The sequence below is a fragment of the Pseudideonella sakaiensis genome (genome assembly GCF_048320135.1).
GTDB lineage: Bacteria > Pseudomonadota > Gammaproteobacteria > Burkholderiales > Burkholderiaceae_C > Ideonella_A > Ideonella_A sakaiensis_A.
Map to the genome: position 1 here is coordinate 350,964 of NZ_CP182947.1, position 15,473 is coordinate 366,436.

The 15,473-nt window shown below is 66.9% G+C and carries 15 protein-coding genes; 13 read left to right on the plus strand and 2 right to left on the minus strand.

What is annotated here, in order from left to right; translation table 11 throughout:
* The first annotated feature begins 24 nt into the window (after positions 1-24).
* The 11 genes from ACNH6H_RS01545 to ACNH6H_RS01595 all read left to right on the plus strand — a co-directional run bounded on the left by ACNH6H_RS01545 (position 25) and on the right by ACNH6H_RS01595 (position 12,279).
* Entirely contained in the window at positions 25-678 is a 654-nt protein-coding gene (locus tag ACNH6H_RS01545; RefSeq protein ID WP_418315033.1) for a TetR family transcriptional regulator, read from the plus strand.
* A 77-nt stretch (positions 679-755) separates the two neighbouring features.
* Positions 756-1,760, plus strand: coding sequence for a Bug family tripartite tricarboxylate transporter substrate binding protein (locus ACNH6H_RS01550; protein ID WP_418315035.1), 1,005 nt, complete (start codon positions 756-758; stop codon positions 1,758-1,760).
* Between the two features lie 112 nt (positions 1,761-1,872).
* The gene (locus ACNH6H_RS01555; protein WP_418315037.1) at positions 1,873-2,358 is read left to right on the plus strand and encodes a tripartite tricarboxylate transporter TctB family protein; all 486 of its coding nucleotides are present in this window, start codon (positions 1,873-1,875) and stop codon (positions 2,356-2,358) included.
* 12 nt (positions 2,359-2,370) lie between these two features.
* Positions 2,371-3,864, plus strand: a complete 1,494-nt coding sequence (locus ACNH6H_RS01560) for a tripartite tricarboxylate transporter permease (protein WP_418315039.1) — start codon at positions 2,371-2,373, stop codon at positions 3,862-3,864.
* Positions 3,861-4,691: a sugar phosphate isomerase/epimerase family protein gene (locus tag ACNH6H_RS01565; RefSeq protein WP_418315041.1), complete on the plus strand. Its 831-nt coding sequence runs from the start codon at positions 3,861-3,863 to the stop codon at positions 4,689-4,691. The genes ACNH6H_RS01560 and ACNH6H_RS01565 overlap by 4 nt, the downstream gene beginning before the upstream one ends.
* A complete protein-coding gene (locus ACNH6H_RS01570) occupies positions 4,688-6,040 on the plus strand; it encodes a hypothetical protein (protein WP_418315042.1) in 1,353 nt (450 codons plus the stop codon). The genes ACNH6H_RS01565 and ACNH6H_RS01570 overlap by 4 nt, the downstream gene beginning before the upstream one ends.
* A gap of 13 nt (positions 6,041-6,053) precedes the next feature.
* Positions 6,054-7,217, plus strand: coding sequence for a Gfo/Idh/MocA family protein (locus ACNH6H_RS01575; RefSeq protein ID WP_418315044.1), 1,164 nt, complete (start codon positions 6,054-6,056; stop codon positions 7,215-7,217).
* Between the two features lie 75 nt (positions 7,218-7,292).
* Positions 7,293-8,492, plus strand: coding sequence for a dihydrodipicolinate synthase family protein (locus tag ACNH6H_RS01580; RefSeq protein WP_418315046.1), 1,200 nt, complete (start codon positions 7,293-7,295; stop codon positions 8,490-8,492).
* Positions 8,492-9,370 (plus strand): sugar phosphate isomerase/epimerase family protein, encoded by an 879-nt coding sequence (locus tag ACNH6H_RS01585; RefSeq protein ID WP_418315048.1) that lies wholly within the window; start codon positions 8,492-8,494, stop codon positions 9,368-9,370. The genes ACNH6H_RS01580 and ACNH6H_RS01585 overlap by 1 nt, the downstream gene beginning before the upstream one ends.
* A 171-nt stretch (positions 9,371-9,541) precedes the next feature.
* Positions 9,542-11,854 carry a PAS domain-containing protein gene (locus ACNH6H_RS01590; protein WP_418315050.1) on the plus strand — a complete coding sequence of 771 codons (2,313 nt, stop codon included), beginning with the start codon at positions 9,542-9,544 and terminating at the stop codon, positions 11,852-11,854.
* A gap of 26 nt (positions 11,855-11,880) precedes the next feature.
* The gene (locus ACNH6H_RS01595) at positions 11,881-12,279 is read left to right on the plus strand and encodes a SirB2 family protein (protein WP_418315052.1); all 399 of its coding nucleotides are present in this window, start codon (positions 11,881-11,883) and stop codon (positions 12,277-12,279) included.
* A gap of 149 nt (positions 12,280-12,428) precedes the next feature.
* On the opposite strand, the gene ACNH6H_RS01600 is transcribed toward ACNH6H_RS01595, so the two are convergent.
* Complete coding sequence (locus tag ACNH6H_RS01600) at positions 12,429-12,860, minus strand: YbaN family protein (protein ID WP_418315053.1); 432 nt, start codon at positions 12,858-12,860, stop codon at positions 12,429-12,431.
* A gap of 206 nt (positions 12,861-13,066) precedes the next feature.
* Here ACNH6H_RS01600 and ACNH6H_RS01605 point away from each other — a divergent pair, with 206 nt between their 5' ends.
* The gene (locus ACNH6H_RS01605; RefSeq protein ID WP_418315054.1) at positions 13,067-13,816 is read left to right on the plus strand and encodes a sensor histidine kinase; all 750 of its coding nucleotides are present in this window, start codon (positions 13,067-13,069) and stop codon (positions 13,814-13,816) included.
* The gene (locus ACNH6H_RS01610) at positions 13,813-14,478 is read left to right on the plus strand and encodes a response regulator (protein ID WP_418315056.1); all 666 of its coding nucleotides are present in this window, start codon (positions 13,813-13,815) and stop codon (positions 14,476-14,478) included. The genes ACNH6H_RS01605 and ACNH6H_RS01610 overlap by 4 nt, the downstream gene beginning before the upstream one ends.
* 38 nt (positions 14,479-14,516) lie before the next feature.
* Here the strand turns inward: ACNH6H_RS01610 and ACNH6H_RS01615 are convergent, their stop codons facing one another.
* Positions 14,517-15,449, minus strand: coding sequence for a LysR family transcriptional regulator (locus ACNH6H_RS01615; protein WP_418315058.1), 933 nt, complete (start codon positions 15,447-15,449; stop codon positions 14,517-14,519).
* Positions 15,450-15,473: the final 24 nt, after the last annotated feature.

A 15,473-nucleotide genomic window follows, 5' to 3' on the forward strand; every position in this document is an offset into this window, starting at 1 on the left:
CTCCATATGGTTAACTAACTCACGATGACCGATACCGAAGAATCTCGCGGAGACATTCCGAAGCAGCGAGATGCCGACCGCTCGCGCGAAGCCATCCTGGTTGCCGCGCGCGACGAATTCGCCGCCCACGGGCTCGGTGGCGCGCGCGTCGAGCGGATCGCCGAGCGCGCCGGACTCAACAAGCGGCTGATCTACTACTACTTCGAGAACAAGGACGCGTTGTTCCTGGCGGTGCTCGAGGACACCTACCTGAATATCCGCGAAGCCGAACGGGCCCTCCACCTGACCGACCTGACGCCGGCCGATGCGATCCGCCGACTGACCGAGTTCACCTGGCACTACTACCTCGAACACCCGGAATTCCTGTCGCTGCTGAACAGCGAGAACCTGCACCGTGCCGGCCACCTGCACGATTCGTCGCGGGTGCGCGAACTGAATTCGCCGCTGATCATCACGCTCGGCGAAATCCTCGAGCGCGGCCGCATCGACGGCAGCCTGCGCGGCGGCATCGACCCGATGCAGCTGTACATCTCGATTGCCGGGCTGTCGTACTTCTATCTGTCGAACCAGTACACGCTGTCTTCGATCTTCGGCCACGACCTGATGAAGCCGAAGGCATTGCAGCAACGGCTGTCGCACATCTGCGATGTGATCCTCGGGTATGTACTGAGGGAATGAGGGCGCCGACGCTGTTGACAGGCTGCGGGCCAGTCCGAACAATTCAACGTTCGGTGAATTCAATCAGGAGACAGACGATGCGATTCCATTACGTCACCCGCCCGTTGGCAGCCGCCGCCCTGTTCTGTGCCGCGCTGTCGGCGCAGGCTCAGTGGCAACCGGCGAAGCCGATCACGATCATCGTTCCGTGGGCAGCCGGCGGTTCGACCGACCAGGTCACGCGGGTCACCGCCGCCGAGATCGAGAAGGCCTTGAACCAGAAGGTGGTGATCCTGAACCAGCCCGGTGCGTCGGGTTCGGTCGGCACCAAGAATGCCGCCGAGGCGCCGCGTGACGGTCATACCTGGACTGCCGGCGCCGCAAAGGACCTGGGCACCTACCAGGTGCTGGGCATGTCCGACACCGGGATCAAGGACTGGCACCTGTACCTGAACGTCGCTCATATTGCCGTGGTCGGCGTCAATGCCGATTCGCCGTACAAGACGATGCCCGACCTGATCGCCGCGATGAAGGCCAAGCCAGGCAGCATCGCGGTGGCGACCGCCGGCGTCAATTCGAGCGGCCACTCGGCGATCGAGGCGATCGCCCGCGCCGCCGGCGTCAGCTACAAGCACGTGACTTATGACGGCGGCAATCCGGCAGTCGTCGCAACGGTTGCCGGCGAGACGCCGGTGACGACCCAACTTGCCGCCGAGCAGACCGAGATGATCCGCGCGAAGAAGATCCGTCCGCTGGCCGTGGTTGGCGACAAGCCGCTCGAGATCGAAGGTTACGGCACGGTGCCGCCGCTGTCGCAATTCATTCCGGGATTCAAGGACCCGATCAATTATTTCGGCATCTTCGTTCCGAAGGGCGTGCCGCCTGAAGTGATCGCAACCCTCGACAAGCTGTGGGCAGGCCCGATCGCGAGCAGCGATGCACTGAAGAAATATGCGCAGAACCGCGGCGCACTGTTCGCGCCGTCTCATGGCGATGCCGCTCAGGCAGCGGTCTTTCCGGCGATCCAGTCGTATGCGTGGGTCCAGCAGGCTGCCGGCAAGGCCAAGGTCTCGCCCGACACGGTCGGCATCGCGAAGCCCTGACCACCACCCGCAGGCGCCAGCCAGCGGCCCGGCCAGGCCGGACCTGCTGGCGGGCCGTCTGCACCCCGCGAGCCGAATACGCCATGACACCCGAAGGTCGACCCCACCGCGCATGAGCAGCACGACCCCCTCTTCTGCATCCTCCGATCTGCGTGGCGGCCTGTTCTGGATCGCGCTCGGCGCTGTCGTGTTGATAGCCAGTGCACGGATGGACCGCTTCGAGACCATGGGCGGCTCGATCTACACCGCGCCGGGGCTGGTGCCGGCGCTGTTCGGCGGCACACTGTTGCTGCTCGGCCTGTTGCTGTGCTGGCGCGCGCGGCCTCGTGGCAAGGCGCTGCGCACCGGGCCTGCTGCGCCGCTGCTCAATGCACGCATCGCAGGAACCCTGGTCCTGACGCTCGGCTATGCGGCGGTGCTGCTCGGCCGTGCGCCTTTTGCCTTGTCGACCGCCTTGTTCGTCGCGGTCTTCACGGCGATCCATTCCGACGCACCGACTCCGCTGCGGCGCTACGGCATCGCGATTCTTGCGGGCGTGCTGACGGCTGCAGCCGTGGTGCTGGTCTTCGAGCGCCTGTTTTTCGTCCGCCTGCCCTGAGGCCGCCGACCCATGTTCGACGGACTGCTGGCCTTCGGTTCATCGATCGCGCATTTCGCGACGCCGCTCGTGATCTTCTACGCGCTGCTGGCGTCGTTGATCGGCGTCGTGATCGGCGCATTGCCTGGCCTCAGCGCGACGATGGGCCTGGCGCTGATGACGACGCTGACGATCAAGCTGGAAGCCGACCAGGCGCTGCTGATCCTGATCGCGACCTATGTCGGCGCGATCTACGGTGGCTCGCGATCGGCGATCCTGCTGAATATCCCGGGCACGCCGGCATCGGCGGCCTCGTGCCTCGACGGCTTCAAGCTTGCACAGCAGGGCCTGGCAGGCCGGGCGATGGGCATCGCGACCACCGGATCGGTGCTCGGCACGCTGATCGGCATGACGATGCTCGCGCTGTTCACGCCGATTCTCGGCAACCTGGCATTGAAATTCGGCGCCTATGAATTTTTCTGGCTGGCGCTGTTCGGCGTCATCATTGCCGGCTCGCTGACTGGCGACGATCCGCTGAAAGGCTGGATCGCCGGCATTGCCGGACTGCTGGTCGCGACGATCGGCCAGGAACCGCAATATGCCTACGAACGCTTCGCATTCGGCAACCGCGATCTGGCCGGCGGCATCCAGCTGGTGCCGGCGCTGGTCGGCGCCTTCGGCTTTGCCGAACTGCTGACCGCAATGCGCGAACGGCGCGCGCCGGTGAAGGTCAACCCCTTCGACGCGGTGCTGCCGAAACTGGCCGATATCGCGCGGCACTGGCGCACCATCATCCGCTCCGGGCTGATCGGTACCGGCGTCGGCATCGTTCCCGGCGTAGGCGAGGACGTCGCCGCCTGGTCATCCTATGCGGCGGCCAAGCGCGCCAGCAAGCAGCCGGAACAATTCGGCAATGGCTCGATCGAGGGCCTGATGGCGGCCGAGACCGGCGACAACGCCTGCGTGCCCGGCGCGATGATTCCGGTGCTGACGCTGGCGGTGCCGGGCTCGGCGCCGGCCGCGGTGCTGATGGCGGCGATGATCATCCACGGCGTGCAGCCGGGGCCGATGATGATGGTCCAGCATCCGCAGTTCATCTACGACGTCGTCGCGATGATGCTGTTCGCGACGATCGGCATCCTGATCTACGGGCTGACGTTGACGCGGCTGCTGGTGATGGTGCTGCGGGTGCCGCAACACCTGATCGTGCCGATCATCTTCGTGTTGTGCGCAGTCGGCAGCTTCGCGATCGCCGGCCGGCTGTTCGATGTCTATGTGATGCTCGCCTTCGGCATCATCGGTTATGCGCTTCGCCACTACGGTTATCCGATGGCGCCGCTGGTGCTGGGCATCGTGCTCGGCGACCTGCTCGAAAAGAACCTGCGCCGCGCGCTGGTGTTGTCCGATGGTGATCTGACGCCGTTCTTCACCCGCCCGATCGCCGGATCACTGGCGCTGATGATTGCCGCGGTCGTGGTCTGGAAACTGTGGGCGACCCGGCGCGTGCCGGTTCCGGCGACGACATGAAACTCGCGCTGTGCAACGAGGTGCTGCGGCACCTGGATTTCGAGGCCCAATGCGCGCGCGCAGCCGCGCTCGGCTGCGATGCGCTCGAACTGGCACCGTTCACGGTCGGCAGCGGCGCAGCCGACTGGACGCTCGCATCGGCGCAGCGCCTGCGCCGGCAGGCGGCCGATCACGGGCTGACGATCTCCAGCCTGCACTGGTTGCTGGTGCAGCCCGAAGGCCTGTCCTTGTCGACTGGCGATGCGGCGCTGTTCGAGCGCACCGTCGACTTGCTGCGCGTGCTGATCGATTTTGCCGCCGCGTGCGGGGCGCAGGTGCTGGTTCATGGATCGCCAAAGCAGCGCTCGCCGGCAGCCGGCCAGAGCCTGGCCGATGCACTGGCGCGTTGCACCGAAGGCTGGGCGCGGCTGGCCGATCATGCAGATGGCGCCGGTGTCGTCTATTGCATCGAGCCGTTGGCGCCGTTCGAGACGCCGCTGATCAATACCGTCGCCGAAGCCACCGCGGTCGTCGACCAGATTGCTTCGCCGGGACTGAAAACCATGCTCGACCTGAGCGCCGCGTCGCACGCCGAACAGGACGATGCGCCGGCCGTGCTGCGCCGCTGGCTGCCGAGCGGACACATCGCCCATGTACAGCTGAACGACCACAACCGCCGCGGCCCCGGCCAGGGCGATACGCCGGTGCTGCCGGCGCTGCGGATGCTGCATCAGCTCGGCTACGCCGGATGGCTGGCAATCGAACCCTTCGACTACCACCCCGATGCCGACAGCTGCGCCGCATTCAGCGTTGGCCACGTCCGCGGACTGATGGAACACCTGAGATGAATGCTCCGATCGTCACGATCCGTCGCATCGACCTGTTCGAACGCCCTGTCGTTCTGCGCCTGCCATTTCGGTTCGGCGCAGCCACCGTCACCCGCTGCCCGCAGGCCTTCGTGCGGGTCGAGGCCGAAGTCGATGGCCGCAGCCTGATCGGCGCAAGTGCCGAACTGATGGTGCCGAAATGGTTCGACAAGTCACCGGCGCTGACCCATGAACAGAATTTCGAGCAACTGCGCGCGGCGCTGCGCTGGGCCCGATCGGCGCTGCTCGGCCAGCGCGGCAATGCCTGGACCTTGTCGCACGAGCATGGCGACGAGGCGATCCGCACCGCCGTCGCCAATGGCCTGCCGCGGCTGGCCGCGCAGTTCGGGCCGGCGCAGATCGACAAGGCAATCGCCGATATCGCGCTGCGCGCGCTCGACGTCGGCTGGTGCGAAGGTGTCGCGTCCGGTGCGCTCGGCGACCCGTGGTCGGGGCAGGCCGGCATCGTCACGCCGCAGACGGTCTGGCTGCGCCATACGGTGGGCCTTGCCGACCGCCTGTCGGCCACCGACCCCGGGGCCGATCCGGAGGACGGCTTGCCGGCGACGTTGAGCGACGCGATCACCCGCTACGGCTTGCGCCGCTTCAAGCTGAAGCTGTCCGGCCGCATCGACGACGACATAGAGCGGCTGCAGCGCATTGCCGCGCTGCTCGACGGACAGGCTGGCGACTATCGGGCCACGCTCGACGGCAATGAATCCTTTGCCGATGTCGATGCGCTGGCCGCCTTCTGGCGGCGATTCAGCACGACGCCATCCTTGCAGGCGATGCACCGGCGGCTGCTGCTGCTCGAGCAACCGCTGCCTCGCGCAGTCGCCTTGCAGACGCCGATCGCATCGCTCGGCATCGACGTGCCGGTGATCCTCGACGAATCGGACGACCACGACGAGGCGCTCGAACAAGGCCTCGCAATCGGTTACCGCGGCATCTCGAGCAAGGCCTGCAAGGGGATCTACCGCTCGCTGCACAGTGCGGCAACGCTGCGCGGGCGCGCCGGTCTGCTGTTGTCGGGCGAGGACCTGACCTGCCAGGCCGGCTTGGCGGTGCAGCAGGACACGCTGCTCGCGGCCAGCCTCGGCGTCGCCGACATCGAACGCAATGGCCACCACTATGTCGACGGCTTCGGCAGTGCGCCGGCGGCCGAAGCCGAAGCCTTTGCCGACGCCCATCCCGGCTTCTACGAACGTGCTGCGAACGGCCGCATCCGGCTGCGGGTCAGCGACGGCCGGCTCGATCTGGGCAGTCTGCACCGACCGGGCTTTGCGCGGTCGACCGAACCAATGTGGGCCGATCTGAGCCCGATCCATTGAAAAGGAGAAACTCATGGCAACCCGCCGACTCGGCCTGATCATGCACGGCGTGACCGGGCGCATGGGAAAAAACCAGCACCTGATCCGCTCGATCGTCGCGATCCGCAAACAGGGCGGCGTCACACTGGCCAACGGCGACAAGGTGATGCCCGACCCGATCCTGGTCGGCCGCAATGCCGACAAGATCGAGGCCCTCGCGAAGGAACACGGCATCGAGCGCTGGGGCAGCGACCTCGCCGCGGCGCTGGCCAATCCCGACGACACCGTCTTCTTCGACGCCGGCACGACGCAGATGCGGCCGAAGCTGCTGGCCCAGGCACTGCGCGCCGGCAAACATGTCTATTGCGAAAAACCGATCGCAACCAACCTCGGCGAGGCAATCGAGATCGCCAAGCTCGCGCAGCAATCCGGACTGAAACACGGCGCGGTGCAAGACAAGCTGTTTCTCCCCGGGCTGCGCAAACTCGACATGCTGCGCCGCGCCGGCTTCTTCGGCACGATGCTCAGCGTTCGCATCGAATTCGGCTACTGGGTCTTCGAAGGCGACCTGCAGCCGATCCAGCGGCCGAGCTGGAACTACCGCAGCGAAGACGGCGGCGGCATGATCCTCGACATGATGTGCCACTGGCGTTATGTGCTCGACAACCTGTTTGGCGAGGTGCAGGCCATCAGCTGCATCGGCGCGACCCACATCCCGCAGCGCTGGGACGAAGCTGGCAAACCCTACCAGGCGACCGCCGACGACGCCGCCTACGCAACACTCGAACTGAAGGGGCACAACGGCGAGAAGGTGATCGCCCAGGTCAACAGTTCGTGGGCGACGCGGGTGCGCCGCGACGACCTCGTGACCTTCCACGTCGACGGCACCCACGGCTCGGCGGTGGCCGGTCTCAGCGACTGCCGCGCGCAGTCGCGGGTCAATACGCCGCGGCCGGTCTGGAACCCGGACGAAAAACAGACGATGCCGTTCTTCGACCAATGGCAGGAGGTGCCCGATACCGAGGTCTACGACAACGGCTTCAAGCTGCAGTGGGAGGCCTTCATCCGCCACGTCGTCGAAGACGCACCCTACCGCTGGACGCTGCCCGAAGGCGCCAAGGGTGTGCAACTGGTCGAGGATGCGCTGAAGAGCTGGAAAACGCGCTGCTGGGTCGATGTCGAGCCGTTGAGCATCTGAGCGCCATATGGGAGGAGATTGCTGTGACAGGCGCCGACCCGTCGATTTCAGCCCGCCAGCGAAAGAGGAAGCACGATGAAACTCACCCTGCCCACCGCCGACGGCTCCGGCCTCGCGGCCTACCAGATACAAGGCCCCGGCGATTTCACGCCGGCGAAGGCGGGCCAGAAGCTGTCGCGCATTGCCTATTCGGCCGCCCATGTGGTTGCCGATTCACGCGCCGCAGTTGATCCGTGGGTCGACTGCGCGATCGACTGGGACGCCACCCTCGCCTACCGCCGCCGGCTCTGGGGCATGGGGCTCGGCGTTGCCGAGGCGATGGATACCGCGCAGCGCGGCATGGGCCTGGACTGGCCGACTTCGCTCGAGCTGATCAGTCGGTCCATCGACGCAAGCAAGGACGTGCCCGGCGCATTTCTCGCCAGCGGCTGCGGCACCGACCACCTGGCAGTCGACGCAGCCCGCTCGGTCGACAACGTGATCCGCGCCTACGAGGAGCAGATGGCGGCGATCGAGGCGCTCGGCGGCAAGCTGATCGTGATGGCAAGCCGGGCGCTGGCGCGGGTTGCGCAAGGACCCGACGACTACCTGCGGGTCTACGACCGTGTGCTGTCGCAGGCCCGCGAGCCGGTCGTGCTGCACTGGCTCGGCGACATGTTCGACCCGGCGCTGAAAGGCTACTGGGGCAGCACCGATACCGCCGCTGCAATGCAGACCGCAGTCGACGTGATCAACGCCCATCCAGCCAAGGTCGACGGCATCAAGATCTCGCTGCTCGACAAGGACCAGGAGATCAGGATGCGCCGCATGCTGCCGCCAGGCGTGCGCATGTATACCGGCGACGATTTCAACTATGCCGAACTGATTGCCGGCGACGGTGTCGGCGAGATCGAGACCCACCGTCACAGCGATGCGCTGCTCGGCATCTTCGATGCGATCGCGCCGGCAGCCAGTGCTGCGCTGGCGGCGCTGACTGCCGGCGACGAGGCGCGTTTCCATCAGATCCTCGCGCCGACGGTGCCGCTGTCGCGCCACATCTTCAAGGCGCCGACGCGCTTCTACAAGACCGGCGTCGTCTTCATGGCCTGGCTGAACGGTCACCAGGACCATTTCGTGATGGTCGGCGGCCAGCAAAGCACCCGCTCGCTGCCGCACCTTGCCGAACTGTTCCGCCTCGCCGACGAGGCCGGGCTGCTCGAACAGCCGGATCTGGCCGTCTCCCGGATGGCGCATCTGCTGGCGCTGCACGGTGTCGACGCGCAGGTGACCCGGTGATGCGCGATTTCAGCGACGACCACCGCTGGTTGTCGATCAATACCGCGACTGTGCGCCAGCAGCGCGGCGAGGACTGGCCGCTGCTTCAGATCCTCGACGCCTGCGCAGCACGCGGCATCCGCGCGATCTCGCCGTGGCGCGACCAGGTCCAGGCGGCCGGGCTGGCCGCCGTCAGCCGAGCGGTGAAGGCGCATGGCCTCGAGCTGTCGGGATATTGCCGCGGTGGCATGTTCACCTACTCCGATGCAGCCGGCCGGCAGGCCGCGCGCGACGACAACCTGCGCGCGCTCGACGAGGCCTGCGAGCTGAACGCCGCGTGCCTGGTGCTGGTGGTCGGCGGGCTGCCCGGCGCGCTCGGCGGCAAGCCGGCGCACAAGGACATCGCCGACGCCCGCCGCCAGGTGGCCGACGGCATCGCCGAACTGCTGGACGATGCACGCCAGCGCAACATGAAACTGGCGATCGAACCGCTGCACCCGATGTACGCGGCCGACCGCGCCTGCATCAATACGATCGAGCAGGCGCTCGATGTCTGCGATGCGGTCGATCCAGTGCAGTCCGGCGCGATCGGCGTTGCCGTCGATGTCTACCACGTCTGGTGGGACCCGAAGCTGCGTTCGCAGATCGAACGCGCCGGCGGCAAGCGGCTGCACGCCTTCCACGTCTGCGACTGGCTGCTGCCGACGACCGACCTGCTGAACGACCGCGGCATGATGGGCGACGGCGTGATCGACATCGCGCAGATCCGCGGCTGGGTCGAGGCCCAGGGTTTTGCCGGCTACAGCGAGGTCGAGATCTTCTCGACCGGCAACTGGTGGCAGCGCGACGGCGGCGAGGTGCTCGATACCTGCATCGAGCGACACCGCCGCTGCGTCTGATCCGCGCGTTGATCCAACTCGGCAGCGCAGCTGCGAACTGGCCAGAAACGGACCGTCGCGCCGCAGCGGCACGCCGCCCCTGGCGGCGCTGGCAGCGCCCCGGCCGGTAGCGCAAAATCCGGTATTCGCTGCAGCTCCCGGGGCCGCCATCGCGCGCCCGCCGACCAACGCATGGGCAATGACCACCAGCCGTCCGCGACGCCGGACGACCGCTTCCAGATCCTGTTCGAGCAGGCGCCATTCAGTGTGCAGTTGCTGGCGACGGACGGCCGCACGCTGCAAGTCAACAGGGCGTGGCAGGAGCTTTGGCAGGTCGAAGGCAATTCGGAGCTGATGCGCTATGTGCTCAGCGAATACAACGTGCTGACCGATCCGCAGTTGGCGGCGAAAGGCATCACCGGCTATTTCCAGCGCGCCTTTGCCGGTGAATCGGTCGAAATGCCGGCCATCGTCTACGACCCGGCCGAAATCGGCAAACCCGGTATTGCCCGCTGGGTCAAGGCGCACGCCCATCCGGTGCGCGATGCCAGCGGTGCGGTGCGCGAAGTGATGCTGATCCACGAGGACGTCTCGGCCGAGATGCGCACGCGCAAGGCGCTGGAGGCCAGCGAGCAGCGCCTGAAGCAGCTCGCGAACACGATTCCGCAGATGGCCTGGATGGCGCATCCTGACGGCAACATCCACTGGTTCAACGAACGCTGGTTTGCCTATACCGGCAGCACGATCGAGCAGATGCAGGACGACGGCTGGAAGGCCGTGCACGATCCGGCGGTGCTGCCCGAGGTGGTCGAGCGCTGGCAGCAGTCGCTGCACAGCGGAGAGCCGTTCCAGATGACTTTTCCCCTGCGCGGCAGCGATGGCCGTTTCCGCCCGTTTTTTACATTGGTCGCGCCGCTGAAGGACGAATCGGGCGCGGTCGTGCAGTGGTTCGGCACCAATACCGACGTGTCGGCGCTGCACGAGGCCGAGCGCAGCCTGCGCCAGACCGAGGAACGGCTGCGGCTGGCGATCCGCGCCGGCAGCATCGGCATCTGGGAATGGGATGTGATCACGAACCGCGTCGAGTGGACAGACGAGGTCTATCGCCTGCACGGGCTGGAACCCGGCACGTTCGGTGGCCGGGCAGAGGATTTCTCTGCGCTCGTCCATCCCGAAGACCGGGGCGCGCTGTGGCAGAAGATCGAGGCCGCGTTGGCAGGAGAAGGTGATTTTTCCGCCGAGTTCCGAATCGTGATGCCCGACCAGCGGCTGCAGTGGCTGTCGACCTGGGCCCAGGTCGCGCGCGACGCGGCCGGCAAGATCACGCACATGGTCGGCGCGACGATCAGCATCGACGCCTACAAGAGGGCCGAGCAGGCACTGCGCGACGGCGACCGCCGCAAGGACGAATTCCTCGCGATGCTGGCGCACGAATTGCGCAACCCGTTGGCCGCGATCGGCGCGGCGTCCCAGCTGCTCGAGCTGCGGGTCGGCAATCAGCAGCAGACGCAGCGCGCCAGCGAGGTCATCCTGCGCCAGGTGCGCCACATGACCGAGCTGGTCGACGACCTGCTCGATGTCTCGCGGGTGATGCACGGGCTGGTCGAATTCGAACGCCACGATGTCGACCTGCGCACCATCATCGACCACGCGGTCGAGCAGGCGCGCCCGGCGATCGACGCGAAAGCGCACCAGCTGACGATCCGCATTGCCGACGAGCCGGTGCTGGTGTCCGGCGATGCAACACGCCTGATCCAGGCGGTCGTCAACCTGCTGAACAATGCGGCCCGTTATACCCAGCGCGGCGGCAGCATCTCGCTCGGCCTGCAGGTCGATGAAACAGGTCAGGTGGAAGTCAGCGTCGACGACAACGGCCCGGGCATCGACGAACACCTGCTGCCGCACCTGTTCGAACTGTTTGCGCAAGGCAAGCGCGCGGCCGGGCGCGCCGAAGGCGGTCTTGGCATCGGGCTGGTGCTCGTCAAGCGGATCGCCGAGCTGCACGGCGGCCGTGTCGTCGCGACCAGCCGCGGCACCGGCTCGGGCAGCCGCTTCGTGCTGACGCTGCCGCGGCTCGACGCGACGGCGCAGGTCTCGCGCGTCGAGCCAGCGGCAGCGGCTGCTGCCGGGCCGGGCGGCGACACGTTGCGCATCCTGCTGGTCGACGACAACCGCGACGCTGCCGACATGCTGGCGGTGCTGCTGTCGTCGGCCGGCCACGAGGTCGGCGTTGCCCACGACGGCCGCAGTGCGCTCGATGCCGCCAGTCGCGACGACTGGGAGGTCTGCGTGCTCGATATCGGCCTGCCCGATATCGATGGCCATGAACTGGCCAGGCTGCTGCGCGATCGCCTGCCGTCGGCGACCTACATTGCGCTGACCGGTTACGGGCAACCGGAAGACATCGCCCGCACCCGGGCCGCAGGCTTCAACCACCACCTCGTGAAACCGGTCGAGACGGCGACACTGCTTGCATTGCTGCGGCAAGCCCGCGCGGCAGGCTAGCCCGACGCGCCCGCTGCGATCGTCACGTGCCCATCGACTATTCGACCGTCAAGATCGTCCATCAGACCGCGGTGGCCTTGTCGCTGAGCGGCTTTTTCTTCCGTGGCTGGGCTGCGCTGAGGGGTGCGCACGGGGTTGCTGGTCGCGCCGCGAAGACGCTGCCACATGTCGTCGACACGGTGTTGCTGCTTTCTGCGCTCTGGCTGGCCTGGTCGCTGCGGGCGACCCCGGGCAATGCGCCGTGGCTGACCGCGAAGGTCATCGGCCTGTTCGTGTATGTCGGCCTCGGCGTGATCGCACTGCGCCCGACTCGGCCGCTTGCGGTTCGTGCGGCCGCCTGGTTCGCCGCACTGGTCACTGCCGGCTGGATCGTCTCGGTCGCATTGACCAAGAACCCGCTCGGCTTCCTTGCCGCCCTGGCGTGATCGACCAGTTGGCCAGCTTGTTGCCGCTGCCGCCGAACAGCGAGACCTCGACTCCCCTATTGGCACCAGATCGCCCTTGACCGTCGTGCGCAGCGACACCGGCTCGTTCGCTGCCGCTCGCTTGTGCCCTTTGCGGCTGTCGATCTGGTTCAGCCTTCCGGGCGGAGCCACAACCACGCAGCGACACACGACATCAGCAGCGGCACGCCAATCTTGAGTGCCAGCGGCACTGCCGACAAGACAAGCACGACGCTGCTGAACAACATCGTCGCGCTGGCCGCCCACTTGGCGCTGCGCGGAACCGCGCGGTGGTCGCACCAGCGGCGGATGGACGTTCCCCAGCGGGGATGTTCGACCAGCCAACGTTCGAGTTGTGGCCAGCCCTTGCTGCCCGCCCAGGCGGCGACCAGCAGAAACGGTGTCGTCGGCAGCACCGGCAGAAAAGCCCCGGCGATGCCGAGCACCACGCAGCACAAGGCCAGCGAGCGCCAGAAAATCAGGATCGCATACCGGGTCAGCATGACGAGTCGGTCCCGGCCGATGCCGACCTGTATCGGCGAGGTGCTGAAGGCTGAGGGCATGCCATACGCCATTCTGCGGCAACAGGTGCGGTGCTCGGCCGTTGGTGGCATGGGCAGCCGACAGATGGTTGTGGCCGGTGCCCGAAGACCGGCTCCAGACCGACGCGGCGCCCGCCGTGGCCAGGGCGTCGCGCCGCACCGCTGCGGCAGCTTGCGCCGTCGGGCACGCGCCTTGCAGGTCTGCGGGCTCGAAAGCCAGTGAACCGATGCGCCACGACAGCCCGAAAGAACCAAACCCTGCCGGCCAGGCCGGACCGCCGATCCTGCTGCGCGAGCTTGCCGCCCGCCTCGATGCGCAGCACGAGGATGAGCGGGCGCGCCTCGCCCGCGATATTCACGAACAGCTGGGATCGCTGCTGGTGGCGACGAAGCTGGAGATCGACTGGCTCACCGACCGCCTGGCCGAGCGCAGCGAACTGCAGGTGAAAGCCCGGCAGATCGGGCAGCGGCTCGATGCCGCGGTCGAGCAGGTCGGCCGCATCACGACCGAGTTGCGACCAAGCATCCTCGATCACCAGGGGCTGTGGGCCGCACTCGAATGGCGGGCCGAGGAGACGCTGGAATCGCGCAGGCTGCGCGGCGACGTCAAGCTGCACGTCTGCCACGGCGTCGAATTGCCGACCGGCACTGTCGGCGAGCGCTGGTCGACCGCGGTGTTCAGGATCTTCCAGCAGTTGATCGCGGAGATCGTGCACCAGAAAGGTGTCACGACGCTGCGCGTCCGGCTTTATGTCGACGGTCCGCCGCAGCCTGTGCTGCACCTGGAGGTCGGCGGCGACGCTGCAGCCGATGCCGACGGCGACGATGTCGCCGACACCCTGGTTGCCGCGCGCGAGCGGGCGCACCGTTTTGGCGGCACGCTGAAGCGCGTCGGGTCGGCAGGCGCGAGCTTGCTGCTGACGATGCCGCTGCCGGACGCCAGCGATTCTGCGATGCCGGTCGAAGGCGCCCGATGACGATCCGGGTTCTGCTCTGCGATGACCATGCGCTGGTCCGCGAGGCGATCCGGCAGGTGCTTGCCGACGCCGACGACATCCTGCTTGCGGCCGAGGCCGACAGCGGCGAGGCGGCGGTTCGCACCGTGCGCGCGCTGGCCGGCGATGGTGCGGCGATCGACGTCGTGCTGATGGACATCACGATGCCGCACCGCGACGGCCTCGATGCGCTGCGCCAGATGAGAGTCGAATACCCGCGCATGCCGGTGCTGATGCTCAGCAGCTATCCCGACAAGCAATATGCCGTGCGCAGCATGAAGCTCGGCGCCGCCGGTTATCTGAACAAGAGCGCCGACAGTCGGCAGATGACCGGCGCGATCCGAAAGGTCGTCTGCGGCGGCCTGTTCATCACGCCGTCGGTGGCAGGGCAACTCGCCGGCGCGATTGGCGATGGCCGCGCGCTCGACAACCGGGCGCCGGTGCACGAACAGTTGTCGCACCGCGAATACAAGGTCTTCCGGCTGATCTGCGCCGGCCGCAGCATCGCCGAGATTGCCGACGAGCTGGTGTTGTCGCAGCAGGCAGTCGCCAGCTACCGGGCCCGCGTGCTCGACAAGACCGGCGCGCGCAACGATGTCGAGCTGGGGCTGTATGCAGCGCGGGCCGAGATGCGGCCCAGCTGAGCATGTCGCATCGCCCCGGGGTGCACGGCCGATCCCGACTAGCCGGCCGCCCCTGTCCTGCCGGAATCTCGCGCCGCCCCGGCCTCCTGCCGGGCGCGTGCGAGCATGAAGTCGATGAAGGTCGAGGCGGCGCGTGTGTGGTGGCGGTTCGGCATGTACAGCATGTACATGCCGGTACCGAAGATGCTGAGCCGCCACTGGTGCAGTGCGGTCACGACGTCACCGCGTTCGACGTCTTCCTGCACCACGTAATCGGGCAGCATGCCGACGCCCAGTCCGCCGAGCACCGCCTGCCGCAGGAAAAGGTAGTTTTCTGAAATCAGCGTCGGCTGGACGATCACCTCGTGCCGCTCCGATCCCAGGTAGGCGGTCACGCGCAGCTGCCGGCTGACCACGGCCGACGCGACCAGCGGCACCGTGCGAAGCGCCTGCAGGTCGGCCGGCATGCCGTTCGCGTCGGCAAAGTCGCGGGATGCGCAGACGACGTAATTCATCGTGCCCATCTCTCGCGCAACCAGGTTCTGCGGTGGCTCCGAGATCACCCGCACCGCGATGTCGACCTCGTCGCGGATCAGATCCTCGACCCGGTTCTCGAACACCACATCGAGCACGATGCCGGGATAGTCGCGCTTGAAATCGATCAGCCAACTCGACATCACGAGCTGGCCATAACCGCTCGGCACGCTGAGCCGGACCCGGCCTTGCAGCGTCTGGCCAAGCGTCGCGATCGCTTCGCGCGCTGCCAGCCATTCGTTGCGGATCCGCTTGCCGTGTTCATACAGCTGAAGGCCGGCCTCAGTCGCTTCGGCGCGCCGCGTCGTCCGCCTGACCAGTTGCTGGCCGAGCGAGCGCTCGAGCTGGTTCAGGTGGTAGCTGACATTGGCGCGCGTCATCTTCAGACGCCGCGCAGCTTCGCTCAGATTGCCCGCATCGAGGATTTCGACCAGCAGCGTCAGTGAATTGATATCCATCACGTCACCCGTAAAAACCCGGAT

Excerpts from the sequence above, each read along its gene's own strand:
- ACNH6H_RS01545 (WP_418315033.1), top strand. The coding sequence starts at position 25 with ATGACCGATACCGAAGAATCTCGCGGAGACATTCCGAAGCAGCGAGAT.
- ACNH6H_RS01550 (WP_418315035.1), top strand. The coding sequence starts at position 756 with ATGCGATTCCATTACGTCACCCGCCCGTTGGCAGCCGCCGCCCTGTTC.
- ACNH6H_RS01555 (WP_418315037.1), top strand. The coding sequence starts at position 1,873 with ATGAGCAGCACGACCCCCTCTTCTGCATCCTCCGATCTGCGTGGCGGC.
- ACNH6H_RS01560 (WP_418315039.1), top strand. The coding sequence starts at position 2,371 with ATGTTCGACGGACTGCTGGCCTTCGGTTCATCGATCGCGCATTTCGCG.
- ACNH6H_RS01565 (WP_418315041.1), top strand. The coding sequence starts at position 3,861 with ATGAAACTCGCGCTGTGCAACGAGGTGCTGCGGCACCTGGATTTCGAG.
- ACNH6H_RS01570 (WP_418315042.1), top strand. The coding sequence starts at position 4,688 with ATGAATGCTCCGATCGTCACGATCCGTCGCATCGACCTGTTCGAACGC.
- ACNH6H_RS01575 (WP_418315044.1), top strand. The coding sequence starts at position 6,054 with ATGGCAACCCGCCGACTCGGCCTGATCATGCACGGCGTGACCGGGCGC.
- ACNH6H_RS01580 (WP_418315046.1), top strand. The coding sequence starts at position 7,293 with ATGAAACTCACCCTGCCCACCGCCGACGGCTCCGGCCTCGCGGCCTAC.
- ACNH6H_RS01585 (WP_418315048.1), top strand. The coding sequence starts at position 8,492 with ATGCGCGATTTCAGCGACGACCACCGCTGGTTGTCGATCAATACCGCG.
- ACNH6H_RS01590 (WP_418315050.1), top strand. The coding sequence starts at position 9,542 with ATGGGCAATGACCACCAGCCGTCCGCGACGCCGGACGACCGCTTCCAG.
- ACNH6H_RS01600 (WP_418315053.1), bottom strand. The coding sequence starts at position 12,860 with ATGCCCTCAGCCTTCAGCACCTCGCCGATACAGGTCGGCATCGGCCGG.
- ACNH6H_RS01605 (WP_418315054.1), top strand. The coding sequence starts at position 13,067 with ATGCGCCACGACAGCCCGAAAGAACCAAACCCTGCCGGCCAGGCCGGA.
- ACNH6H_RS01610 (WP_418315056.1), top strand. The coding sequence starts at position 13,813 with ATGACGATCCGGGTTCTGCTCTGCGATGACCATGCGCTGGTCCGCGAG.
- ACNH6H_RS01615 (WP_418315058.1), bottom strand. The coding sequence starts at position 15,449 with ATGGATATCAATTCACTGACGCTGCTGGTCGAAATCCTCGATGCGGGC.